Annotated in this window: 24 protein-coding genes; 8 read left to right on the forward strand and 16 right to left on the reverse strand. The window is 66.6% G+C overall.

The annotated features are described in order from the left end of the window. Positions 1 to 17 precede the first annotated feature (17 nt). Together KHB019_RS08900 and KHB019_RS08905 are read right to left on the reverse strand one after the other, a co-directional pair. Positions 18 to 659 (reverse strand): hypothetical protein, encoded by a 642-nt coding sequence (locus KHB019_RS08900; protein WP_337458720.1) that lies wholly within the window; start codon positions 657 to 659, stop codon positions 18 to 20. Positions 660 to 827: 168 nt separating this feature from the next. Next, positions 828 to 1,493: a hypothetical protein gene (locus KHB019_RS08905; RefSeq protein ID WP_337458721.1), complete on the reverse strand. Its 666-nt coding sequence runs from the start codon at positions 1,491 to 1,493 to the stop codon at positions 828 to 830. Between the two features lie 844 nt (positions 1,494 to 2,337). On the opposite strand from KHB019_RS08905, the gene KHB019_RS08910 reads away from it, so the two are divergent. Further along, positions 2,338 to 2,937 carry a hypothetical protein gene (locus tag KHB019_RS08910; RefSeq protein WP_337458722.1) on the forward strand — a complete coding sequence of 200 codons (600 nt, stop codon included), beginning with the start codon at positions 2,338 to 2,340 and terminating at the stop codon, positions 2,935 to 2,937. 74 nt (positions 2,938 to 3,011) lie between these two features. Here KHB019_RS08910 and KHB019_RS08915 read toward each other — a convergent pair whose 3' ends face one another. Then, positions 3,012 to 3,308, reverse strand: coding sequence for a hypothetical protein (locus tag KHB019_RS08915; RefSeq protein ID WP_337458723.1), 297 nt, complete (start codon positions 3,306 to 3,308; stop codon positions 3,012 to 3,014). Positions 3,309 to 3,430: 122 nt separating this feature from the next. Here KHB019_RS08915 and KHB019_RS08920 point away from each other — a divergent pair, with 122 nt between their 5' ends. Beyond that, entirely contained in the window at positions 3,431 to 4,378 is a 948-nt protein-coding gene (locus KHB019_RS08920; protein ID WP_337458724.1) for a zinc-binding dehydrogenase, read from the forward strand. Positions 4,379 to 4,512: 134 nt separating this feature from the next. On the opposite strand, the gene KHB019_RS08925 is transcribed toward KHB019_RS08920, so the two are convergent. From KHB019_RS08925 to fae, 11 genes are all read right to left on the reverse strand, one after another. Continuing rightward, positions 4,513 to 5,619, reverse strand: coding sequence for a mandelate racemase/muconate lactonizing enzyme family protein (locus KHB019_RS08925; protein WP_337458725.1), 1,107 nt, complete (start codon positions 5,617 to 5,619; stop codon positions 4,513 to 4,515). 80 nt (positions 5,620 to 5,699) lie between these two features. Beyond that, a complete protein-coding gene (locus tag KHB019_RS08930; RefSeq protein WP_337458726.1) occupies positions 5,700 to 6,635 on the reverse strand; it encodes a glycine betaine ABC transporter substrate-binding protein in 936 nt (311 codons plus the stop codon). 55 nt (positions 6,636 to 6,690) lie between these two features. Continuing rightward, positions 6,691 to 7,482 carry an ABC transporter permease gene (locus KHB019_RS08935; protein WP_337458727.1) on the reverse strand — a complete coding sequence of 264 codons (792 nt, stop codon included), beginning with the start codon at positions 7,480 to 7,482 and terminating at the stop codon, positions 6,691 to 6,693. Continuing rightward, on the reverse strand, positions 7,479 to 8,525 hold the full coding sequence (locus KHB019_RS08940; protein WP_290368237.1) for an ABC transporter ATP-binding protein: 1,047 nt from the start codon (positions 8,523 to 8,525) through the stop codon (positions 7,479 to 7,481). Before KHB019_RS08940 ends, KHB019_RS08935 begins: the two co-directional genes overlap by 4 nt. Beyond that, entirely contained in the window at positions 8,518 to 9,183 is a 666-nt protein-coding gene (locus KHB019_RS08945; protein ID WP_230101861.1) for an ABC transporter permease, read from the reverse strand. The genes KHB019_RS08940 and KHB019_RS08945 overlap by 8 nt, the downstream gene beginning before the upstream one ends. Positions 9,184 to 9,287: 104 nt before the next feature. Beyond that, on the reverse strand, positions 9,288 to 10,718 hold the full coding sequence (locus tag KHB019_RS08950; protein ID WP_337458728.1) for an FGGY-family carbohydrate kinase: 1,431 nt from the start codon (positions 10,716 to 10,718) through the stop codon (positions 9,288 to 9,290). 1 nt (position 10,719) lies between these two features. Next, a complete protein-coding gene (locus KHB019_RS08955; RefSeq protein WP_337458729.1) occupies positions 10,720 to 12,186 on the reverse strand; it encodes an FAD-binding oxidoreductase in 1,467 nt (488 codons plus the stop codon). 52 nt (positions 12,187 to 12,238) lie between these two features. Beyond that, positions 12,239 to 13,018 (reverse strand): SDR family oxidoreductase, encoded by a 780-nt coding sequence (locus KHB019_RS08960; RefSeq protein WP_337458730.1) that lies wholly within the window; start codon positions 13,016 to 13,018, stop codon positions 12,239 to 12,241. A gap of 1 nt (position 13,019) precedes the next feature. After that, entirely contained in the window at positions 13,020 to 14,510 is a 1,491-nt protein-coding gene (locus KHB019_RS08965) for an NAD-dependent succinate-semialdehyde dehydrogenase (protein ID WP_337458731.1), read from the reverse strand. Further along, complete coding sequence (locus tag KHB019_RS08970; RefSeq protein ID WP_325471065.1) at positions 14,507 to 15,439, reverse strand: NAD(P)-dependent oxidoreductase; 933 nt, start codon at positions 15,437 to 15,439, stop codon at positions 14,507 to 14,509. Before KHB019_RS08970 ends, KHB019_RS08965 begins: the two co-directional genes overlap by 4 nt. Positions 15,440 to 15,458: 19 nt before the next feature. Then, complete coding sequence (gene fae / locus KHB019_RS08975; protein WP_230101867.1) at positions 15,459 to 15,968, reverse strand: formaldehyde-activating enzyme; 510 nt, start codon at positions 15,966 to 15,968, stop codon at positions 15,459 to 15,461. Between the two features lie 107 nt (positions 15,969 to 16,075). Here fae and KHB019_RS08980 point away from each other — a divergent pair, with 107 nt between their 5' ends. From KHB019_RS08980 to KHB019_RS08995, 5 genes are all read left to right on the forward strand, one after another. Beyond that, positions 16,076 to 16,948, forward strand: coding sequence for an IclR family transcriptional regulator (locus KHB019_RS08980; RefSeq protein ID WP_230101868.1), 873 nt, complete (start codon positions 16,076 to 16,078; stop codon positions 16,946 to 16,948). A 72-nt stretch (positions 16,949 to 17,020) separates the two neighbouring features. Then, positions 17,021 to 18,544, forward strand: a complete 1,524-nt coding sequence (locus KHB019_RS08985; protein WP_337458732.1) for an ATP-dependent DNA ligase — start codon at positions 17,021 to 17,023, stop codon at positions 18,542 to 18,544. Positions 18,545 to 18,637: 93 nt separating this feature from the next. Then, positions 18,638 to 18,835: a type II toxin-antitoxin system HicA family toxin gene (locus KHB019_RS15130; protein ID WP_443193200.1), complete on the forward strand. Its 198-nt coding sequence runs from the start codon at positions 18,638 to 18,640 to the stop codon at positions 18,833 to 18,835. Further along, positions 18,832 to 19,218: a hypothetical protein gene (locus KHB019_RS08990; protein WP_337458733.1), complete on the forward strand. Its 387-nt coding sequence runs from the start codon at positions 18,832 to 18,834 to the stop codon at positions 19,216 to 19,218. Before KHB019_RS15130 ends, KHB019_RS08990 begins: the two co-directional genes overlap by 4 nt. A 155-nt stretch (positions 19,219 to 19,373) precedes the next feature. After that, positions 19,374 to 19,856, forward strand: coding sequence for a pyridoxamine 5'-phosphate oxidase family protein (locus KHB019_RS08995; RefSeq protein WP_230101870.1), 483 nt, complete (start codon positions 19,374 to 19,376; stop codon positions 19,854 to 19,856). Positions 19,857 to 19,866: 10 nt separating this feature from the next. Here the strand turns inward: KHB019_RS08995 and KHB019_RS09000 are convergent, their stop codons facing one another. Continuing rightward, entirely contained in the window at positions 19,867 to 20,787 is a 921-nt protein-coding gene (locus tag KHB019_RS09000) for a hypothetical protein (protein ID WP_337458734.1), read from the reverse strand. Positions 20,788 to 20,935: 148 nt separating this feature from the next. Then, positions 20,936 to 21,436: a pyridoxamine 5'-phosphate oxidase family protein gene (locus KHB019_RS09005; protein ID WP_337458735.1), complete on the reverse strand. Its 501-nt coding sequence runs from the start codon at positions 21,434 to 21,436 to the stop codon at positions 20,936 to 20,938. 87 nt (positions 21,437 to 21,523) lie between these two features. Here KHB019_RS09005 and KHB019_RS09010 point away from each other — a divergent pair, with 87 nt between their 5' ends. Beyond that, positions 21,524 to 22,975 carry an HNH endonuclease signature motif containing protein gene (locus KHB019_RS09010; protein ID WP_337458736.1) on the forward strand — a complete coding sequence of 484 codons (1,452 nt, stop codon included), beginning with the start codon at positions 21,524 to 21,526 and terminating at the stop codon, positions 22,973 to 22,975. Positions 22,976 to 23,240 lie beyond the last annotated feature (265 nt).

Genomic DNA, 23,240 nt, shown 5'->3' on the forward strand with positions numbered 1-23,240 from the left:
CGAAGTGCCCAGCGGCATCAGAACTTGATGCTGGTCGTGATCTCGATGCTCCGAATCGACTTCACCTCACGGGTGAAGGTGGCGCCGACACTGACCCCCTTCTTGCCCGAGATCGACTCGGCGATGGACAGCGCCGCGCGAAGGTTGGCGTCAGACTCCCGAGTGCCACTGAGCGTCATCCGGTACCCCTGAACCGGGTTGGAGCCCGTCCGCATCTCGACGAGTGATCTCATCTGCTGCTCGTTCGCGAGATTGTGGAGGCGTAGGAAATCCAGCGCGGCTCGCGGGTCGGGCTCGTCGCCACCGAACGTGAAGTGCCCCTCGAGGCGAGCGTCGAGTTTGCGAGCCACCTCTTTGGACACGTCGGCGTCCGCTCCGCCGAATCCGGGGATGAGCGCCTTCACCCCGCCGTTCGTCGACGTGGTCTGACGTTCGATCTTCGCGTCCTCGAACCTCACGTCCGTCGCGCCGAGAAGCTTCGCCACGGTGGCGAGGTGGTGATACTTCGCACTCGCGAACGACTCGAGGGCATACTCGGAGAACTCGAAGACCTCGGCCTCGTAAGGATTCTTGATCAACAGGCTTCCGGGAATGAGTTGACCGGCCGCCCTGAGAACCTCGCGAACCGCATCGACCTGAACCTCGTTGCCCACGGCCATCACAGAGTATGGGACGACCACCGCATCGGGATCAGCAAGCAGCGCGACGGAGTTAGGGTCACTGGCGATGTCCAAGTAGAGGCTGTTGTCGGCAACCATCACCGATCGAGGCGCTTTATTGCGCGACATATCCGTCACTATTCCCACACTCTCTCGTATGGGGAGCGGCTACTGCAGCCGACTCTTAATCCCTTTGAGCAGCCTATCGGCGTCCCTGGACGTGGCGAGGCTGCCGACCACAACCGGAGAACCTCCGAGTTGGACCGATCCGATCTTGATCACGCCAGCTTTCATGACCTTCTCAGCGACCCGCGAAGCGTGGCGGGCGTAGTCCGAGTGCTCGTCTGCCCAGGTTCCGACGAGCAGGATCTTCGGCCCGCTTCCCGGCTTCGCGCTGAGCCACTTCCTGAGCAGCGCGAAGTGCGTCCGCAGCAGCTGGACTGTCGCCGCATCGTCCTGCGCGACGAGGTCGGCGCGGAAGAGGTACCAGACGTGATCGGCATCGTCGAAGGCATCCTTCCATTCGGCCACGTTCAGGCCATCGCTCCCAGGCAGGTCTCGCGGAACCGCGAAGTCGACCGCCTTATCCTTGACCTCCAGCCGAAAGCGACCACGATCTTCGCCGGATACCGCACTCGGCAATCCGTCGTCGGGGGCATCCACATCACGGAGAAGCCTGATGAGCGCAGTCTTGCCCGTCTGTGGAGCCCCCAGAATCGCCACTGTGTTCTTATCGAGGATCTTCCAGATCTTCGGAATCGCGGCGAAGATCGCTGTGCCCGCCAAAGCGGCCGCGGCGACGGCGATGATCGGTATGACCAGAGGCAACGGCATCCGGAAGCTCCCTAATTCTCCTGGCGAACTGCGCTGAACCCGGAGTCGAACTCCTGCGGGCGGCCAGGTGTGGCCAGCCTACTGCGGTCCGCGGGCTGACCGCCGCGTCATCGGCGGTGGGCGAGAGGGGATCAAGTCCAGGCTCAGAGAACTCAACCCGGACGCCAAACCACGTTCGATCGCTGGACAGGCCGGCGTTCTCGTGCGTTTTCGAGATGAGATGCAGATCGGTGATGTAATTGTGGCGCCGTTCAAACCGAACTCCACCATCAAACATCGGCACCAGCGCCTACTACTTCGAGGCCGCCGCGACGGTCCATCGACACCGCCGCAAGGTCGAATGGAAGAAATTGGGTCTGCCGGGACCGTCTTCACCCAGTCCGCGCTCTACGAAACCGGCCCCGTTCTCGCGGTGTCCAGTATCCGGAATCACATCGACGAATTCCGCGACGCACAGCAGCGCAAGCAGCTCGGTCGAGCAGGTCTCCGACGCGGTCGAGAAGAAGACCATAAAACCCGACACAACTGACGACACCGATGACGAACCGCGAGCGTCTCGTATTGAGCGTCACACGCGCGACTTCGTTCTGGAGGCACTCCACAAGCGGCTGAGCCACCGAGAGGTTGAGGACTTCACGGCAGCACTCCTCCGAGCCCTTGGCTACCAGCGTCTCCGCGGGGCAAGACGCCTTGGTGTCGATGACATGTTGAGCGATGGCGTGCGCCAAGGAACAGCGGTCTCCTTTTGCCGTCGTGTCGGAATCGTTCTTGATCGCGAAAGTACGCGATGCTGAGCTGCAGTGTCCGCTTCCGGCGGCTGACCCATCGAAAGAATCGATCAATCATGAAGAAGAACCTGCTCATCTGGCCGGCGCTGATCATCGCCGGCGCGATGCTGGCGGCATCCGTTCTTGTGATCTTCAAGCTGGCGATCTCAGGCTGGGTCGGCGAGACGACCGACACCAACACGCAGGTGGTGAACGCAGTCACACGCGTACAGGAAGTCGCGCTGGTCACGCTCAGTATCGAGGGCATTGACGAGCGCAAAACCGAAGCCAGCCAGATTCTCTTCCTCAGCATTCCCAACTCGCGCGCCTCCTTCCTCCGGTATAGCTTCGACGCCAAGCTCGGCCTCGACGCGAAGGAAGTGGATATCATGCAACGCCCGGACGGATCATTCCTGATCACCATCCCGGCGTTCGTCGTGATCGGCCTCAACCACCAGAAGGTTGAAGTGGCAGCCGAGAACAACGACGTGTTGAGCTGGACCACCCCGGAGATCGATCCGCTCGACATGGTCAACACAGTGTTCGGCGACGACCTACAGGCCGCGTATGTGTCGAAGAACACGGAGCTCCTTCAGGATCAAGCCCGCGCCTTCTATACGAGCATCGTCACCGCGATCGACCCGACGATCGACCTCGAGTTCGAGTTCAGCGGCTGACTCGGTCTGGAGCGCACAGGAACTGCACGAAGGCCGCGTTGCGTGGCGATGACGGTGTCCTGTCTGCGAATGGCTCAGCGATCCAGCAAGCGCCAGTCGACGATCCCCCGAAGCAGCACCTCCACCGTCCCATCCACTCGCTCATCACTTAACTGCCGACCCAACAACCCTGCGTAACTCGCCATCGCGACGAACTGGTCGGCGATCCCGGCGGCATCACACAGACTGCTCGTGAACGGACAGAAGACCGACCACCTGCGCAACGCACGTTTCGAGGCGAGCCGCACCGCCAAGATCCTTTCTCGCGCCGCCGCTCCTGGCCGCGAGCGCTTTGCATGCGCTGATGCCTCGCTGACGCCGAAATATTCCATTCACGCGCATCTTCTGCCGCTAGCGAAAGCCCTCCCATGCGGTGGGCGGCGAACCTAGCCTGGAAGGACGAGGGAGCGCGAGACCCCCGGCTCCCGAAACCGCAGAGCTAAGGAGTATTCCCATGCGCGCATGGCAGTTCGTCGGCACCCATAAGCCGTTTGAGCGTGTCGACATCGACGAACCGACCGCCGGACCCGGCAAGGTCGTGATCGATGTGAAGGCAGCCGGCCTGTGCCACTCCGACGTCGGCATCCTCGAGGACGAGAAGTGGCTGGCCACCATGAAGGAGCCGCCCGTCGTCCCCGGCCACGAGACCGCAGGCGTCATCAGCGAGGTCGGCGAAGGCGTCACCGGCTGGAAGGTCGGCGACCGCGTCGCCGTCTGGCCGCTGGCTGAGCTCATGGGATACATGGTCAACGGCGCCTGGCAGGATCGCGCCGAGGTCAGCACCGACGGACTCATCGCCATCCCCGACGACGTCTCCTTCGCGCAGGCCGCGGCGGCCACCGACGCGGGCATGACCTCGGTCGGCGCGCTCTCGACCGCAGGCGTCGAGGCGGGCATGAAGGTCGGCGTGATCGGCTTCGGCGGTCTCGGCCAGATCGGCGCCCGCGTCGCCCACCTGCGCGGCGCAGAGGTCTACGTCGCCGAGGTCAACGAGTCGATCTGGGATCGCGCCCGCGAAGCCGGTGCGGTCGAGGTCGCGAAGTCGATCACCGAGTTCGCCGACGTCGAGCTCGACGTCATCATCGACTACGCCGGATTCGGCGTCACCACCGCCGACGCACTCAAGACCGTGAAGTCCTCGGGCGGCGGACGCGTCGTGCAGGTCGGCATGGGGAAGCTCGAGTCGACCATCGACACCTACTCGCTCATCCTCGGCCGCAAGCAGCTGCACGGCTCGATGGGCGGCAGCAAGGACGACATCGAAGAGACCATGCGCTACATGGCATCCGGCGAGCTGAAGCCCGCGATCACGGAGATCGACTTCGAAGAGATCCCCTCCGGCATCCAGCAGCTCACAGACGGCACCGCAACAGGGCGCCTGGTCGCGAAGGTCGCCGACTGACCCTCCGGCTCCCGGGGCCGGCGTGGCCTCGGGAGTACAGCGCCTGTCACCCCGCGTACGCCACCTCCACATCGAGCATCCACGCGCGGACGGTGATCGTCGCGCCGTTGTCACTAAGCCCAGCGGAACAGCCGTCACCGCACCCGGTACCGCGCCACAGCGTCCTCGTCGATCCGCACGCCCAAGCCCGGAGCATCCGGAACCACCAGATCGCCGGCCGCGTCGATCATCAACGGTTCCATGAAGAAGTCGCGCCGCTCCGGCGTCCATCCGGGTGGGTCGTACGGGAACTCGAGGTACGGCCCGGCATCCACGCCCGCCGCGACGTGAAGGTTCGCCAGCAGACCCAGCCCATTCGACCAGGTATGCGGTGTGAACAGGCGATGCCGCAGGTTGGCCGATTCCGCCACCTGGCGCGCGCGGTACATGCCGACGGCGAGCGCGACGTCGGGCTGGTAGATGTCGAAAGCGTCCGCCTCGATCAGGGCCATGATCTCGGGCAGACTGCGCACCATCTCGCCACCCGATACCTGCACCCCGGTGTGCGCACGCACGCGGCGCGCACCGATCACGTCCACCTGCGGCAGTGGCTCCTCGAGCCACAGAACGCCGAGCTCGTTCAGCTCGGCGGCCAGGCGTTGCACGCGCGCAAGCGGCAGCGCAGCGTCGATGTCACCCGACATCCGCCACATCTGATTCAGGTCGACCATGAGATCGAACCCGTCGCCGACCGCATCCCGAGCCGCCCGTACGGCCGCGACGCCATCCGCGATCCGGTCACGAGCGATGCGGATCTTCATCGCCCGGAATCCGGCCTCCTTCGCTGCGACTGCAGAGTCGGCCCGCGCCTGCGGCGACTTCAACTCACCGCTTGACGCGTAGGCGGGCAGACGATCGCGAGCGCCACCGAAGAACAGGCTCACCGGCAGACCCGCCACCTGCCCGATGATGTCCCACAACGCTGCTTCCAGCGGCCAATACCGTCCACCGTGGAAGTTGATGGTCTCGATCCTTCGCACCTGGCTGAGGATCTGCAGCGGGTCGGTGCCAATGAACAGGTCGCGATACGCCTCGAACCCGTCCATGGTGTCGCCCGAGCCGTACCCGACGATTCCGTCATCCGTGCGGACGACGACCAGCGTCGCCGGAAAGTCGACCCGCGGGTTCGGATCCCACGCCGCAAGGAACGGCGGATCCAGAGGCAGGTTCAACCGGATCAGTTCGATCTTCTCGATCTTCATCTCATGCCCTCAGAAGCTCTCAGAACTCACCATGATGTGACAAACGAGGAGGGCCACCTCTCGGCGGCCCTCCTCGTGGATCAGATCAGACCTTCTTCGGTCAGCCAGTCGATCGCGACATCCTGCGGGTCCTCGCCGTCCACGTCGACCAGCGAGTTGAGCTCCTGCATGACCTCGGTGGTCAGCATCGGCGAGATCTCGGCGATGATGTCGGCGATCGCCGGGTACTCGTCGAGCGTCTCCTGCTTCAACGTGAACGCGCCCTGGTACACCGGGAAGAACTCCTCGTCGTCCTCGAGCACGGTCAGCCCGAGCGCCGGGATGCGACCGTCGGTCTGGAACACCTCGCCGAAGTTGCAGTCGTCGCCCTTCTCCGTCGCCGTGTAGATGACACCGGTGTCCAGCAGCGCGACATTCGCGTCCGGAACGTCGATGCCGTACGCCTCCTTCAGACCCGGCCAGCCATCGTCGCGCGTCGAGAACTCGCTCTCGATGCAGAACGTCTGCTCGTCGGCGGGCAGGTCGGCGATGTCCGACAGCTTCTCGACCCCGAGCTCCTCCGCCTTGTCCTCGCGGATCGCGAACGCGTACGTGTTGTTCAGCGGTGCGGGGTCGAGCCAGGCGATGTCCTTCGCGGCATCCGCCTCCTTGGTCGCCTCGAACTGCTCCTCAGCACCCTGCACCGGCGCGGTATTGCCGTTGTAGGTGATCCACGACGTGCCCGTGTACTCCCAGTAGCCGAGGAACTCGTCGTTCTCGAGCGCCTGTCGCACGTTCGCCGAGCCGACGAGCTTGGTGTTCGCCTCGACATCGGCGCCGTGCGCCTTGAGGAGCTCGGTGGTGATGTGCGCCAGGACGAACTGCTCCGAGAAGTCCTTGGCACCGATCTGGCCGGTCAGACCCTCGAGCTCGTCGCCCTGGCTGCCGGTCGCCGTGCCGCCGGTCGAACAGCCGGCGAGCGCGAGGGCGCTAGCCGCCGCGATCGCGGCGATGGGAAGAAGTCTTACCCGCTTCATAATGGTCTCCTTTGATGCGTACGAGTGGGTGTTTCGGGAATGGATGCGCGGCCTGTCAGAGGCCGCGCGGGGTGACGATGTCTTCGACGAAACCGGCCACCCAATCGATGAGCAGCGCGATGCAAGCGACGAGCACCGCGCCGACGACGAGTACGGGGTAGCGCTGGAGCTTGAGGCCGTTCACGATCATGTCGCCGAGGCCCCCGGCGTTGATGAAGGTCGCGATCGTCGCGACGCCGACGCAGAACACAAGTGCCGTGCGGAGCCCCGCGAGGATCACCGGAACCGCCAGGGGCAGCTCGATGCGCGTCAGCACCTGCATGGGTGTCATGCCCATACCGCGTGCCGACTCGCGCACATTCGCGTCGACCTGGTCGATGCCGATCATGGTGTTGCGGAGTACGGGCAGGAACGCGTAGATCACGAGCGCCACCAGGGCTGTCGTGTAACCCGTCTGCCACACGATGGCGAGCAGGATCACGACACCGACCGCCGGAGTCGCCTGGCCGATGTTCGCGAGCGCCAGCACGATGCTGCGGAACACCTTCGACGGCGACTTGGCCGTTGCGATGCCCAGCGGGATCGCCAGCACGGCGACGAGAGCGGATGCCACGACCGTGAGGCTCAGGTGCTCCCCGATGCGGAGCGTGATGTAGTTCCAGTTGAGCGTCCGCTGCTCGATGGAGTCGAGCTCGAGACTCGATACCCACCACAGGAGCAGCGCGAGGATCACCACGACGACGATCGGGGTGATGAAACGCTTGAGCGTGAAGATACGTCGCCTGGCGGGCGGCACGAGCGTGCGCGTCGCCATGAGCTGCGTATCGGTGGTGACAGTGGCCATCATGCACCCGCCGGAGGAACACCGGGGAGCTCGGCACCGAGCACCTCGGAGATCGCCTCGACCGAGACCGCACCCACTGCTCTGCCGTCGCCGTCGACGACGTCGATGGCCGGCACACCCGCCAGAACGAGCGCGTCGAGCGCATCACGCAGGCTCGCCTCGACGGGGACCGACGGCACCCCGGACGCACCGGATGCGGCCTTGAGCTTGGCATCCGTGACCGGGATCAAGGCAAGTCGCTTGAGAGCCGCACCCTGACCGATGAACGAACGGACGTAGTCGTTCGCCGGACCGGAGAGGATGTTCGCCGGAGTGTCGAACTGCTCGATCTGGCTGCGATCCGAGAGCACGGCGATCCGGTCGCCGAGGCGGATCGCCTCATCGAAGTCGTGCGTGACGAAGATGATCGTCTTGCCGATCGACTCCTGCAGGCGCAAGAACTCCGCCTGCAGCTTCTCGCGGGTGATCGGGTCGGTCGCCCCGAACGGTTCGTCCATGAGCATGACCGGCGGATCGGCTGCGAGCGCACGCGCAACACCGACGCGCTGCTGCTGGCCGCCGGAGAGCTGCTTCGGGTAACGGGCGGCGAAAGTGCCGGGATCCAATTGCACGGTCTGCAGCAGTTCGTCGACGCGATCGGCGATCTTCTGCTTGCTCCAGCCGAGAAGCCGCGGAACGACCGCGATGTTCTCGGCGATGGTCATGTGCGGGAACAGGCCGATCTGCTGGATCACGTATCCGATGTGCCGACGCAGTTCGTTCGGGTTGAGAGACAGCACGTCGCGCCCGTCGATGGCGATCGACCCCGACGACGGCTCGATGATGCGGTTGATCATCTTCATCGTCGTCGTCTTGCCGCAGCCCGACGGGCCGACGAACATGACGAGCTCACCAGGGCGGACGCTCATCGAGAAATCGTCGACGGCCGGCGTCTCCTGCCCCGGGTACACCTTGGTCACCTTGTCGAGCGTGATCGCAACCCCGCTCTGGGCGGAGTCTGCGGATGCTGCGTCGGTTGTGGCGCGAGTGGCGGTGGAATCAGACACGGAGCCCCCTCGAGGTGGTCAGGCGGGTGATGAGGACGAAAGCGCCGTCGACGAGCAGCGCGAGGATGACGACGCCGAGCGTGCCGCTGAGAGCGAAGTTCAACGCGTTCTTGGAACCCAGCGACGACAGCCCCTGGAAGATGAGCTGACCCAGGCCCGGACCGGCGACGTAGGCGGCGATCGCGGCGATGCCGATGGTCAGCTGGGCCGCGACCCGAACGCCGGTGAGGATGATCGGCCAAGCGATCGGCAGCTGGATGGTGAACAGGATCTTCGCGGGCGACATGCCCATGCCCTTGGCCGATTCCATGATCGCCGGAGACACTTCGCGCAGTCCGACGGCCGTGTTCCGGACGATCGGCAACAGTGAATAGAAGATCAGTGAGATGACCGTCGGCGTCCAGCCGAGCCCGAACACCGGGGTGATCAGAGCCAGCAGCGCGAGCGACGGGATGGTCAGCGCGACACCGGCGGCGGCGATGGTCAGCGAGCGCGGCACCGGACGATTCCACACCGCGATGCCGATCAGCACGCCGATCACGGTGGCGAGCAGCACGCTCAGTGCCACGACGGCGATGTGCTGAAGAGCCAGCTCGAGGATGTCGTCCCAGCGGCGGCTCCAGAAAGTGAAGAGCCCCTGCAGATCGAAGCCGTTCATGAGCACCTCACCTTCTCTTCGTCGAGCAGATCGGCGGCCACCGTGGCCGTTGGTTTGAATCTAGGACTGGAGTTCGCGAGCGTGCAACCAAGGTTGTGCATATGTCAACGCACCTCTTCGGGATCGATCGCGAGCTGCGCGGCGGACCACGCGTCGACGGCATCCATGCGTGCGCGGATTCCGCGATGCCACGGGCGAAGACGTTCATACGTGCCGGATACGGGGGACGGATGCTGTTGTTCCGAGCGACCGACCATGGCCTGGACGGCGGCGGCCCAATCCGGATGCAGTCCGCTGCCCACTGCCGCACAGACCGCGGCGCCGATGCCGGCCGCGTCGTCAACGTTCGCCCGCTGCACCGGAAGGCGGAGAACATCTGCGATCATGCCCACCAGAAGCGGTGACTGCGCACCACCGCCGGTCACGAGCACACTGCGGAACGTGCGCCCGAGCTCCGCGGCCATTGCATCGATATGGTCGGCCATCGTGAACGCGATGGCCTCGAGTACGGCCCGCTGCAGATGACCCCGGCCTTGCGAACCCGAGAACCCGACGAACGCCCCACGTCGATGCGGCGCGTCGTCCGGCGCCAGCCAGTCCAGCACCGCGGCGACACCGTCGCAGCCGGGCGGCACCGCTTCGGCGGCCTCACCGAGTCGCCTGTCGAGCAGGTACAGATCGTCTCCGGCATCGGTCGGCTCATGCACTAGCGAACGCAGCCAGCTCACGGTCCACATCCCTCGGCGGATGCCGACGGACTCGGCCAGATGCTGACCGGGACGCGAGCCGAAGTTCACCCAGTGCGCAGAGCCGCCCTCCGGCGACTCGGCGATCGTCATGGCTGCGACGTACGTGCCCAGAGAGAGCAGCACCTCGTCCTGCGATCCGAGCCCGGCGCCGAGCGCCTCGACCGCCTTGTCGTTGGCCGTGGCGAACACCGGTATGCCCGGTGGCAGACCTGTGACCTCCGCAGCGGCTGCCGTCACGGTCCCGAGCGTTTCACCGGGGTCGACGAGATCGGACAGCATCTCCGGCGACATCCCCGTGCGGGCGTAGTCGGCGGCATCCGTGCTCCATCGCCACGTGGCGTGGTCGATCGGCCACATGCCCTGGTGATTGGCCGCGGCATCCGTGAACCGGCCGGTGAGGCGGTGCGTGATGTACCCCGAAGACGTGGTGATCCTGGCGACGTCCGGCGACGGCTCGTGCGGACGGCCGACGCGCTCGTCCATCCAGCTCAGCAACGGCTCCGCGAGCGTGCCGTCGGCCCGCAGCAGTGCACGGCAGAAACGAATCGTGCACAGTCCGATGCCGACGATCTCACCGACGTCACCGTCGAAGCGCGACATCGCCGTGCGGCAGGCCGCCGCGATCGACTCCCACACGTCGTCCCCGGGGTGCACGCTGCGACCCGGTGTGGGCGACTCGTATGCCCGCAGTCCGACTCTCGCGGAGGCATGCACGCGCCCCGCGGCATCCGCGATCAAGACTTTCGTCGATTGCGAACCGTTGTCGATCGCGACGACGTACGCCACGTCAGTCCTCCAGCGCGAAGATCGTCCCGGGATTCATGATCCCCTTCGGGTCGAGCGCGGACTTCAGCCGGCGCAGCAGTTCGGTCGCCGACCCGTGCTCCTGCTCGGTCCACGACGTGCGGTACTTGCCGATGCCGTGGTGATGCACCATCGAGCCGCCGTGGCGCAGCGCCTCTTCGACCACGATCGCATTCAGCGGCTGGTGGTACTCGGTGATCTCCTGCCGGGGCTCGACGGTGATGTTGTAGTCGTACACGAAGTAGAGGTTGGTGCCGGTCTGGTAGCTGTGCGACGAGTGGGCGCCGAGCATCGTGAGGTCCTGCGCACGGGGAAACTCCTCGCGCACCCGCCGCATGACCGCTTCATACAGATCCACCACGCGCGACCAGTCGACGGACACCTCGGTGGTGTATCCGAGGTGTGACTCGGTGAGCATCGTCGCCCTCTCGCGGTCGATCTTGTCCTGACCCCAGTTGAGGTTGTGGAACCACTGCTCGATGAGCGCATCGTCGACGCGCTCATGCTGCTTGCCCTCGAACACCTCCTCGATCGCCTCCGCTGTCGCATCCGCGAGACGCTTGGGGCCCTCCGCGACGAGAACGACGACGTTCTTCCCGTCGTGGAAGTGTGCGAAGTGCTGGCGAGCATCCTCGGGAGAGTAGACGCGTGCCACCGACGGTCGGTACCCCTGCGTGACGAGCTCGCGGAGCGCCTCGACACCGGTGCCGAACTCGTCGGTGAGGAATCCGAAGAACCGCAGGTTCTCTGGCTGGTACGGCCAGATCTTCACCGTCACCTCGGTGACGAAGCTCATCGCGCCCTCGTTGCCGATGATCAGGTGTCTGATGTCGGGGCCGGCCGCGCGTCTGGGCACGTTCTTGATGCGCGTCACCGTGCCGTCGGCGAGGACTGCTTCGAGCCCGACGACCATGTCCTCGATCCCTCCGTAGAGAGTCGAGAACTGTCCGATCGAGCGCGTCGCGACGAGCCCGCCGTACTGTGCAAGCGGCTTGGACTGGGGCGAATGTCCCGTCGTGTATCCGATCGCCCGCAGCTCGTCCTCCACACGCTGCAGCGGGGCGCCGCCCTGCACCGTCACCATCATGTCGGTCGTGTTGACGTCGAGCGTCCGGTCCATCCGTGAGCCGTCGAGCACGATCGTGTCGTCGACGACCACCTCCAGGCCACCCTCGGTCGCCGTGCGCCCGGTACGGGGGATGACGGCGATCAGATTTTCGTTCGCGAATCGAAGGACCTCGGCGACCTGCTCGGTGGACTCCGGGTAGACGATCACCGACGGGAACGGCCCGTCGAAGATGCCGTGCACGGCGGTGTACTTCTTGAACCTGTCGACACTCGCCTCGCGCAGTGCAGTCTCATCGATGTCGATCTGGTCAGGGCCGAGCAGCCGGGTGACGTGCTCGACGATCTGCGCAGTGGTGAGCGAGGAACGGGACGCGACCATCATGTTCTCCTGGGGTGTCGGGTGTGGCGGATTCGGAGCGGGTTTCAGCACAGCCTCAGCGGACGAGGTAGCCGCCGTCGACGACGAGGGTGTGGCCGTTGACGTAGTTGGACGCGGGGCTGGATAGGAAGACGACGGCGCCCATGAGGTCGGCCGGATCGCCCCATCGACCGGCGGGCACATGATCGATGATGCGTGCGTTCGCCACCTCGTCGGCACGGGTGCTCGTCGTCAGCGGAGTGGCGAAGTACCCGGGCGCGATGGCATTGACCTGGATGCCGAAGGGCCCGAGTTCGTCGGCGTAGGCCTTCGTGAACCCGACGACGCCGGCCTTGCTCGCCGCGTATGCCGGCGACTGCCGCCCGCCCAGGAACGAGAAGAGGGATGCGATGTTGACGATCTTGCCGGAGCCCTGCTCCATGAAGGTGCGGGCCGCGGCCTCGGCGAACTCGAACGTCGCGGTGAGGTTGACCTGGATCATCGGTTCCCACTTGTCCCGTCCGAACTCGCGTACATCGTCGCTGAGCAGGTTGATGCCGGCGGAGTTCACGAGGATGTCGAGGCCGCCGAGCGCCTGCCCGCACTGATCGACCATGCGCTGCGGCGCACCGCGCTCCGTGACGTCGACCTGCGCGAACTCGTAACGGCGGCCCGTCTCCTCGACCAGTCGACGGGTGGTGCCGTCGTCGTCGGCGAGCGACGGCACGAACACATCGGCTCCTGCCTTCGCCAGCGCGAGCGAGAACGCCCTGCCGAGACCGCCGTTGCCGCCGGTGACCATGGCGCGCTTGCCCTCGAGAGAGAACAGCGCCGTGCTGAAGTCCGTGATCTCCATTTCACGCCTTCCGTGATGCGAACGGGTCGGCGATGCCGACATAGGTGGTCTCGAGATACTCGTGGATGCCCTCGAATCCGCCCTCGCGGCCGACGCCGGACTGCTTCACGCCGCCGAACGGTGCGGCGGGGTTCGACACCACGCCGGCGTTGAGTCCGAACATGCCCGTCTCGAGCTCTTCGGCCAGACGCAGTCCGCGATCGAGGTCACGGGTGTAAGCGAAGCACACCAGACCGAACTCCGTGGCGTTGGCCAGACGGATCGCCTGCTCCTCGGTGGAGAAGGTGATGATCGGTGCGACGGGGCCGAAGATCTCCTCGCCGAGGATCGCTGCGTCATCCGGCACTTCGACGAGCACGGTCGGCTCGTAGAAGTAGCCGGGGCCAGGGATCGCGTTTCCGCCGACGGCGACGCGAGCGCCGCCCGCGACGGCATCCTTCACGAGCTCCGCGACCTTGTCGCGTGTGGCCGCGTCGACGAGCGGACCCATGGTCGAGTCCGGCTCGGTGCCCCGCGCCGGCACGAACGCGGCGATGCGGGCGGTGAACTTCTCGGTGAACTCGTCCGCGACCGACTCGTGCACGATGAAACGATTCGCGGCGACGCAGGCCTCGCCGCCGTTGCGCATCTTCGCCGCAACGGCGCCCTCGACCGCCGCGTCGATGTCGGCGTCTTCGAACACGAGAAACGGCGCGTTGCCGCCGAGCTCCATCGAGACGCGCAGCACCTGCTCGGCCGAGTCGGCGATGAGGCGTCGGCCGACTTCGGTCGATCCGGTGAACGACAGCTTGCGCAGGCGCTGATCCTTGATCAGCGGCCCCGTGACGGCGCCGGCCCGGCTGGTGGGAATGATGTTGAGCACGCCCTTCGGAAGGCCGGCCTCCTCCAGGGCCTGCGTCAGCAGCAGAGCGGTCAGCGGCGTCAGTGCCGCAGGCTTGAGCACCATCGTGCACCCGGCGGCGATCGCCGGCGCGATCTTGCGGGTGGCCATCGCCAACGGGAAGTTCCACGGGGTGATGAACAGGCAGGGCCCAACGGGCCGCTGCACCACGACGAGACGATTGCGTCCGTCCGGAGCTGTGGCGTACCGACCGGAGATGCGCGGAGCCTCTTCGCTGAACCAGCGCAGGAACTCAGCGCCGTAGGCGACCTCCGCGCGCGCTTCGGCGAGCGGCTTGCCCATCTCGAGCGTCATCGCGAGGGCGAAGTCCTCGGCGCGCTCGGTCACGAGCTCGAACGCACGGCGGAGTATCTCGGCACGCTCGCGCGGGGCGGTGCGGCCCCACGCCTTCTGGGCAGCGTGCGCGGCGGCGAGCGCGGCATCCCCGTCTTCGACCGTCGCGTTGGCGACCTGCGCGAGCACCTCACCCGTCGACGGATCGTGCACGTCGAAGCGCAGGCCGCTCGAGGCGGGACGCCATTCGCCGTCGACGTACAGGTCGACGGGCACCCGCTCGAGCAGGGCGGTCTCGTCGGAAGCGGTCACGGTCATCGTGCGAACTCCTCAGTCGGCGTGCGACGCAGTGGGGCGCCGACGAGGTCTTCGTACAGCTTGAAGGGTGTCATCTCGCCGGCGCGGTCTCCGAACAGCGCCTTCGCACGACGGAACTGCTGTTCGACGAGCGCGGAGAGCTCGACGGGGATGCCGACCGATCGAGCGAGATCCACCGAGAGGCCGAGGTCCTTGCAGGCCAGCACCAGAGCGAAGCCTTCGTCGTAGTCTCCACCGTCGAGGATCGATAGCACGTCGTTCTCGAGGAAGTTGCTGTTCGCCGGGCTGGCGATCAGCGAACGCCGCAGCACTTCGAGATCGACGCCGGCCTTGACACCGACAGACAGTACCTCAGCAGTCGCGATGAGGTGATTGAACCAGAGCTGGTTGATCATGAGCTTCACCGCGTAGCCCGCACCGTGTCCGCCGACGTGCAGTACCCGATCGGCGTCGCCCATGGCGTGGAACACGGGAAGCAGCCGATCGACATCTGCCGCGTCGCCGCCGATGAAGATCTGCAGCGTGCCGTTCGAAGCGCCGACGGACATGCCGCTGACCGGCGCGTCGAGGATGCGCAGTCCACGGTCGGCGTAATCCGTGCGCACCGCGTCTGCGACTTCGGGCACCGATGTGGACATGTCGATCCACGTGCCGCCATCGGCGATTCCGGCGAGGATGCCGTCGGCACCGTGCAGTGCGTCACCGACGTGCCGTGGCGTGGGGAGCATCGTGATCACCAGGTCGCTGTTCGCCGCGACCGCGGCCGCGGAGTCCGCCCAACGGGCGCCACCGGCGACGAGCTCGGCTGCGGCTTCTCGGCGCAGGTCGGTGACGACGAGCGGGAAACCGGCCGCCTGGAGGTTGCGGGTCATCCCGCTGCCCATGTTGCCCAGGCCGACGAAGCCGACGGTGGGGAGGGAGTCAGTCATCAGGATCCGTTCTCGTCGATCAGTCAGTGGGGGCCGTGTAGAAGGGGTTGCGCGGTTCGTTGCGGGCGGCCAGCACGTCGTCCAGCGCGGGCAGCTGCTCGACGCCGTTGCGCAGGGCGGTGCGGGTGGCCTCTCGGTTGTTGCGGTACACGGCGTCAGCGTCGTCGGCGCCGGGGTTCACCCAGACTGCCGCGATGATCACGTCGGAGTCCGCCTCTTCGGGGCTGATGACGCCGTCGGCGACGGCGTCGGCGACTCCCGCGGCGACGCCTGCCTGCGCCGGACCCCAGATCAACAGGCCGTGCTCGTCGGACTCGGGAGCAGCCTTCGTGATGAACAGCGTGAGCGGCTTCACGGGGAGCGAGGGCTGCAGGACGGCGACGAACGGGACATGGCCCGCGCTCGGCGTGCCGAGTGCTGTGGCCCAGGCGATGCCGGCTGGGCCGGAGCGCGGCCCGGCGACGGTGTTGATGTGGGCGGCGTTGACGCCTTCTCCCACGAAGCTCTCGCCGATGCGTGGATCGGTCATCGGAGTCCCCTCTCTCTGCATTGAGTCTGTGTGTCACCACGATAGGAACAACAGATGCCGATACGCCACTTGCAGATGCGCACATGGCAACTGTGTAGGGTGGGCGCATGGAGAACGCAGAGAAGCTTCCACGACGGAACACGTCAGGCCTGGCCCGCGACATCGAGATCCTCGAGGCGCTCGGCAGCCCGGAAGCCGCGCCGGGTGGGCTCGGCGTCGTACGCGTCGCACAACTCACCGGACGCGACAAAGCTGTCGTGTCACGGTCGCTCGCGACCCTGTCGGAGGCCGGACTCGCAGAGCGCGACGAGAGCACCCTCGCCTACCGACTCGGATCGCGGCTGTACTCGATGGCAGCCCTGACGCTCGAGAGCCGGCTCGCGGCGAAGTCGCGTCCGATCCTGCGACGCATGGCCCAGCAGGCGCGCGAGACAACGCACCTGTGCGTTCTGCGCGGCGGGAACGTGCTCACGATCTCGAGCGAGATGAGCCCGCACGAGTTCCGCACCACCGGATGGGAAGGGGTGACGACAGCCGCGTGGCGCACACCATCCGGACGAGTCCTGCTGAGCGACTGGGACGATGAGTCGCTGGTGCGCTGGTACGACGTGCACGGGCGCGATCAGGTCATCGTCGGCCCGGTGCCGTCGCACTCCGTCGGGTTCGCCGTGCTCCCGGCACCGCCCGAGGACAAAGCGTTGGTCTACGACCTTCCGTCGCTGCGCGCGGAGCTCGCCCGCATCGGCACTCGCGGCTACGCACTGCTCGACGAGGAGCTCGAACTCGGCGTCGTCGGCGCATCGGCACCCGTCCGCGACTACAGCGGCCGCATCATCGCGGCCCTGAACATCAGTGCTCCCAAGATCCGCATCAGTGATCGATTGGAAAGCCTCGCGCGCTACGTCAGTGCCGCAGCGGTCGAGTTGTCTGCACAGCTGGGGTTCGACCCCGATGCAGCGGTCGCAGAGAAGCCGGCCTGAGTCGTCGGCTCGGGCATCACTCGGAGGCGTCTGCATCCACCGAACGTCCGACCCCGGTGCAATGATCGCTTCATGAGGCTCTCCGAGCTCGTCGACACCACCCGCGAGGTCGCGGCCACCTCGTCGCGCCTGGCGAAGATCGATGCGCTGGCTCGATTGCTTCGGGATGCTGCGCCCGACGAGCTCCCGGTGATCGTCGGGTTGCTGCTCGCATCCCCTCGGCAGGGGCGGCTCGGGGTCGGATGGCGCGGCATTGCGGCACTGGAGATCACACACTCGACCGAGACGACGCTCACGATCAGCGATGTCGACCGGGCGCTGGACGAGCTCGCTCACGCATCCGGCTCCGGCTCGGCCGCCCGGCGCACGGGCGCCCTCTCGGCACTCGCAAGCGCAGCCACAGCGGATGAGTGGGACTTCCTCGCCCGCGCCATGCTCGGCGAGCTCCGCACCGGCGCCCTCGGCGGTGTGCTGCTCGACGCGATCGCGAAGGCATCCGACAGGCCTGTCGCCACCGTGAGAAGGGCCGCGATGCTAGCGGGCGACCTCGGTGAGACCGCACTGCTCGCCCTCACCGGTACTGCGGAAGACCTCGAGAACGTCGGACTCGAGGTGGGCCGGCCCGTCCTCCCCATGCTCGCGGCCACCGCTGCGACACCGACGGCCGCGCTCGATCTCACCGGCGAAGCATCCGTCGAATACAAGCTCGACGGCGCCCGCATCCAGGTGCACCGGCACGGCGACGAGGTCGGCGTCTACACCCGCAGCCTCGCCGACATCACCCACCGCGTGCCCGAGATCGTCGACATCGTGCGAGCCCTGCCCGCCCACGACCTCATCCTCGACGGCGAGACGCTCGCGCTCGACGAGGACGGCGGGCCGCGTCCGTTCCAAGAGACGATGTCGCGCTTCGGCGCCGACGTCGCGCGCACCATCGCCCTGCGCCCGTGGTTCTTCGACGCGCTGCACGTCGACGGTCGCGATCTGCTCGATGAGCCCCTGTCCACTCGCCTTGAGGAGCTCGACCGCGTCGCGGGCGAATGGCGGATGCCGGGTATCGTCACCGCCGACCCGTCCGCAGCGGAAGACCTCTCCCGCGAAGCACTCGCCGCCGGCCACGAGGGCGTGCTCGTCAAGGCCATCGGTTCGCCGTACTCCGCCGGGCGCCGCGGCAAGTCGTGGGTGAAGGTGAAACCCGTGCTCACGTACGACCTCGTGGTGCTCGCCGCCGAGTGGGGATCGGGGCGGAGGCGCGGCAAGCTCTCGAACCTGCACCTCGGCGCGCTCGACCCTGACGGCGAGTTCGGCGAAGCAGGCGGTTTCGTCATGGTCGGCAAGACCTTCAAAGGACTCACCGACGCGCTGCTGGACTGGCAGACCTCGACCTTCCCGTCGTACGAGACGTCGCGGTCCGCGCACGCGTTGTTCCTGCGCCCCGAGCTCGTCGTCGAGATCGCGATCGACGGCGTGCAGCGCTCGCCCCGCTATCCGGGCGGCATCGCCCTGCGCTTCGCCCGCGTCAAGGGCTATCGGCCGGACAAGACGGCGGCCGAAGCGGACACGATCCAGACGCTGCGGGGGTTGCTGCGGGAGTGAGGTCCCGTGCTTGACTGCGTTGTCACACCCTACGCGTAGCGTCCTGGCCATGACTTCGATAACCTCGACCATTTCAGTCTAGTGAGGTAGACTGTGGTCTCAGAACAACCGACCCGCAGGGTCATCCGAGTGCTCAAACGCAGCGGATGGCGTCCGTTGCGAACTGTCGGGAGCCACACGACATGGGAAGGGCCGAACGGAACAGCCTTCACGCTTCCTGACGGGCACAAGACCATCAGTCCGGGCGTGTATCGCAATCTGTTGAAGGCAATGGACGAGGACAATCGATGACCGCGTACGAAGCGACCGTCACTCGCGAAGGCAAGTGGTGGATGGTGAGCATCCCTGCGTTCAACGGGCTCACCCAAGCGCGGCGGCTCAGTGAGGCCACCGAAATGGCGCGCGAGTACATTGCCGCGTCTCAGGATCTTTCGATCGACAACGTGACCGTGCACCTGTCGTTCGATCCCATCGGCACGGTGGTCGATGTCACAGAACGTGTTGAAACCATCACCGAAGAGCGCACTCGAGCCGCGGAACTGGAGAGGTCCGCATCGCATCACGCGCGCGAACTTGCCCACGTTCTCGCCGCGGCCGACGTTCCGGTGCGCGACATCGGTGCCATCCTCCATGTCTCGCATCAGAGAGCGCACCAACTGCTCTCCTCACGGTGACAGCGGCGCCGTCCGGACGCTGCGAGCCCTGCTGCGGGCGTGAGGCGGGCGCGGCGTTTTTGACGCGACCTCGCCGAGGGGTCAACCCCCTTCTGCTCTGCGCCTGTCGGATGCACTGTCGTACGCACCAGCACCCGGACAGAAAGGCCACCGCCATGAGCGACACCACCGATGACCGAACCAAGGTCGCAGAGCTCGTCAAGAAGTTCCGCTTCGCGATGTTCGTCACGAACCACGACGGCACGCTCGTCGCCCACCCGCTGACCGTTCAGGAGGCTGAGTTCGACGGCGATCTGTGGTTCCTCGTCTCGAAGACCTCATCGCCCGTTCACGACCTCGCCGCGGACTCCCGCGCCAACGTTGCACTGAGTTCGAACGACGCATGGGTCTCGCTCTCCGGCACGGCACGGCTCGTCGAAGACCGCGACAAGATCGCAGAACTGTGGAACCCGATGGTCGATGCCTGGTTCCCGGAGGGGCCAGACGACCTCGACGTCGGCGTCCTGAAGTTCAGCGCAGACTCGGCCGAGTACTGGGACAGCCCCGGTGGAAAGATCGCGACAGCGTTCAGCTTCGTCAAGTCGAAGGTCACCGGCGAACGCTATGAGGGCGGGGAAAGCGGCAAAGTCGACCTCTGAGTTCGACTGTTCAGACCTCCCGTTGCGGTGACACGGACGTCCTCCCGGGCGTCCGTGTCACCAGCATCCGTACGACGACACCGATCACGCCGATCACGAGCGCGACCACGGCCGGTTGCCACAGCACGGCGACGGCCTGCGGGAACACCTGCGTGCCGGCCTCGGCCATCATTCCGAGGTCGCCGTCGAACACCCGCGACCCGAGCGCGTACATGATCGCCGTGAACAGCGCCGGCACGATCCAGACCGACAGCAGCCCGACGACCCAGACGCCCAGCCGGCCGATCGGACGCACGCCGCACCACGCGAGCGTCACGCCGACGATGACCGCGGGGAGCCAGCGCAGCACGTCCGCGATGAACTGCGGATACCCCATGTACGTCGTGAACGCCGTGATCGCAGTGCCGATCCAGTTCGCGAACGGCACCGCCGCCAGCACGATCCCCAGCGCGACCGGACCCACCGAGCGCCGCGAGGTCAGCCACAGCCCGAGCTGTGCGAGCAGGATGCCTGCGACGACTCCGCCCAGCATCCCGCCGAAGTACAGCACCTCGCGGCCGCCGGCCGTGCCGTCCCACAGGCCGAGGCCGGCGCCGAGAACTGCGAACGCCTGGAGCGTGACGATCAGGTGCACGAACAGCACTCCGAGCGCGGCGGCCGGTGTCCTCCGCTGACCCGCGACGCGTACGACGAGACCGGCGACGACTCCGCCGAGTAGGAGCATGACGAAGATGTTGATCGCGTAGTACTGACTGAGCGGCAGCAGTGAGAACGGCATGTCGTCGGGCAGGGTCTGCTCGTGCCACAGGTTCTGCAGCGGCAGGATGCCACCGCCCACCCACGATGGGAACAGCATCACGGCGGCGGCCCCAGCCCCGATCAGCAGGGACGGCCAGAATCGTCCGCGGACGGGTGGAGTCTCGGATTCCATTCGGCCAGCGTGCCAGATGACGGGCGGATGCCGGTGCACGCCGCGCTCGCGTGCCACGCCGCGGCACCCCGCATGCTGGATCACTTGCGTCGGTTCTGAGCGCGCATAACCGGCGAAACTGATCCAGCCCGGCATGCGGCGGCGTCGACTACCGCTCCACGCCGCGCAATCGGGTTCGATGATCGTCGGCGCGACCGTGCCGTTCGCACGGCTGGCGCGGCTCCCGCGGACACAGTACCCAGAGCGCCGAGGCCCGCACGCGGTACAGCCGCCATGCTGAGGCGCCCGTTACGTCTTCTTCGGCGACCGCTGATCCGCCGCGCTCCTGCGGCCCCGGATAGACGTCGAGCGCCAGCCGCAGCTCGTCGCCGGTCAGCGTCTCGGCGAGACCGCTCGCGTACACGCAGCGCCCGAAGTAGGGCGGCACCGTCGAGTCGAAGACCGCGAGGCTCACCGCAGGGTGCGCCTCGATGTTCTGCGAGTGCTGCGATGTCTGCGCCGACATCCAGTAGAACGCTTCCAGACCGTCATCCGCCGCGAAGTAGACCGGCGTGCTCCAGGGGTTGCCCTCGGCATCGACGGTCGCCAGCGTGACATACCGGATGCTGTCGACGATGCCGCGCGCGTGGTCGAAGAGGTCGTCGTCCATGGCGCACACGGTACTCGGCATCCGGTGCGTGCGGCACCCTGTTCGTAACTTCATACGAATGTCGGGGACCCTCACGATACTGGAATCATGACCTTCGCAGCCGAGATCACCGACCGCGCGACAGCGCTGGTCGCGGTGCTCGGGGCGGACGTCGAGTCGCAGGATGTCGCGGCTCGGGCGGCTCTGCTGAGCGACGCGGATGCTGTGTTGGTCGCCGAGGCGGCGGCCGCGCTGATGCGCTGCGCCGAACTCGCGCAGGTGGCGGCCGTCGGCGTGATCGCGACGCGTTCGACGCGGGATGCCGGGCAGTCAGGCCTCGCGCAATCGCGCGGGCATCGCACGGCGTTGTCCCTCGTGCAGGAGCTCACGGGTGCCGGCAAGGCGGATGCTGCGCGCAAGGTGCGCGTGGGTGAGTCCCTGCTGAGCGTGCCTGAGCCGGTCGCTAAAGGTTCCGCTGCCCCTTTGGTGCCGGCGTGGGATGCTGCGCTGAGCGTGGCACTGTCGGCGCAGACCATCACTGCGATGCAGAGCGACGCGATCCGTCAGGGTCTTGGCGAGCCCGTAGTTGTGGAGGATGATCCTGCTGCGTCTGCTGATTCTGCGGCAGAGACCTGGGCGCTGGCGGCGGAGCATCTGATCGCAGAAGCGGCGAAGGTGTCGCTGGATGAGCTGCGGCAGACCGCGCGCTCAGTGCGCGATCGGCTCGATCCCGAGGGCGCGAAGCGCCGGTTCCTGGAGCGGTACGAGCGCCGCAGCTTTCGGCTCTGGATGGATGCTGACGGCAACCGACGGGGGTCGATCCTCTTCGACGACGAGGGCTGGCTGCAAGCGCAGACCCTGCGCGACAACGCCATGCGGCCGCGGCGCGGTGGACCGCGGTTCGTCGACTCGGCAGAACGCGAGCGTGCGGCCGATCTCACAGCGGACGAGCGGACCAACGATCAGCTCACGTACGACCTGCTCTTCGACGTCGTGCGGACCGGCACGCTGGCCGACGCTGAAACCGTGTTCGGCACCCGGCAGGCCGGCGTGCGGCTCGTGCGGGTCGTCGACGAGCCGATGGCCCACGCCGAAGACGGACTGACGACTCTGCCCGGAGCCGTCGCCGACCAGCACGTCTGCGACAGCGGATACGTTCCGGTCACCGTCGACGGCGGCGGTAACCCGCTCGACGTCGGGCGAGAACAGCGACTCTTCACGTCCCGACAGCGCATCGGGCTGGCCGTGCGCGACGGCGGGTGCATGTGGCGAGGGTGCGACCGTACCGCTTCCTATTGCGAGGCGCACCACATCGACGAGTGGAGCGCCGACTGCGGCCGGACGGACATCGATCGCGGGATTCTGCTGTGCCGGTTCCACCATATGAACCTGCACCACCACGGATGGCGCATCACGCGCAACGGGAAGGACGATTTCGTCCTCCATCCGCCGGGCGACAGGTTCGGCGCGGAGTCGATCCTGCTGCAGAAAAGCCTTCCGCTCACATACGCATGGGCAGCGATCGATCCACCGTCGCGAAGATTCCGCCCGGCTGGGTGAGCCGGGGCTGGAAGTGTTGGCGATGTTCGTGCAGTGCACGGGCGTGGCTTGGCGGCCACTCGGGTGGGGCTCGGCGGCCACGCGAGCACGCGACTCATGCCCCCAGCGGGCGGCGCGCGGCTCTCACCCCGGCACGGGTGGCGCCAGGGCACAGGCGGCCACGGATCTGACAGGGCTCGAGCGATGCGCGGATCCGGGCCGGACTCGCCGCGCAGGCAAGGACCCGACGCCGTGCGGACATGGGCCTGACGCGACGCTAGCCCGA

The organism is Microbacterium sp. KHB019 (genome assembly GCF_037285405.1).
GTDB lineage: Bacteria > Actinomycetota > Actinomycetes > Actinomycetales > Microbacteriaceae > Microbacterium.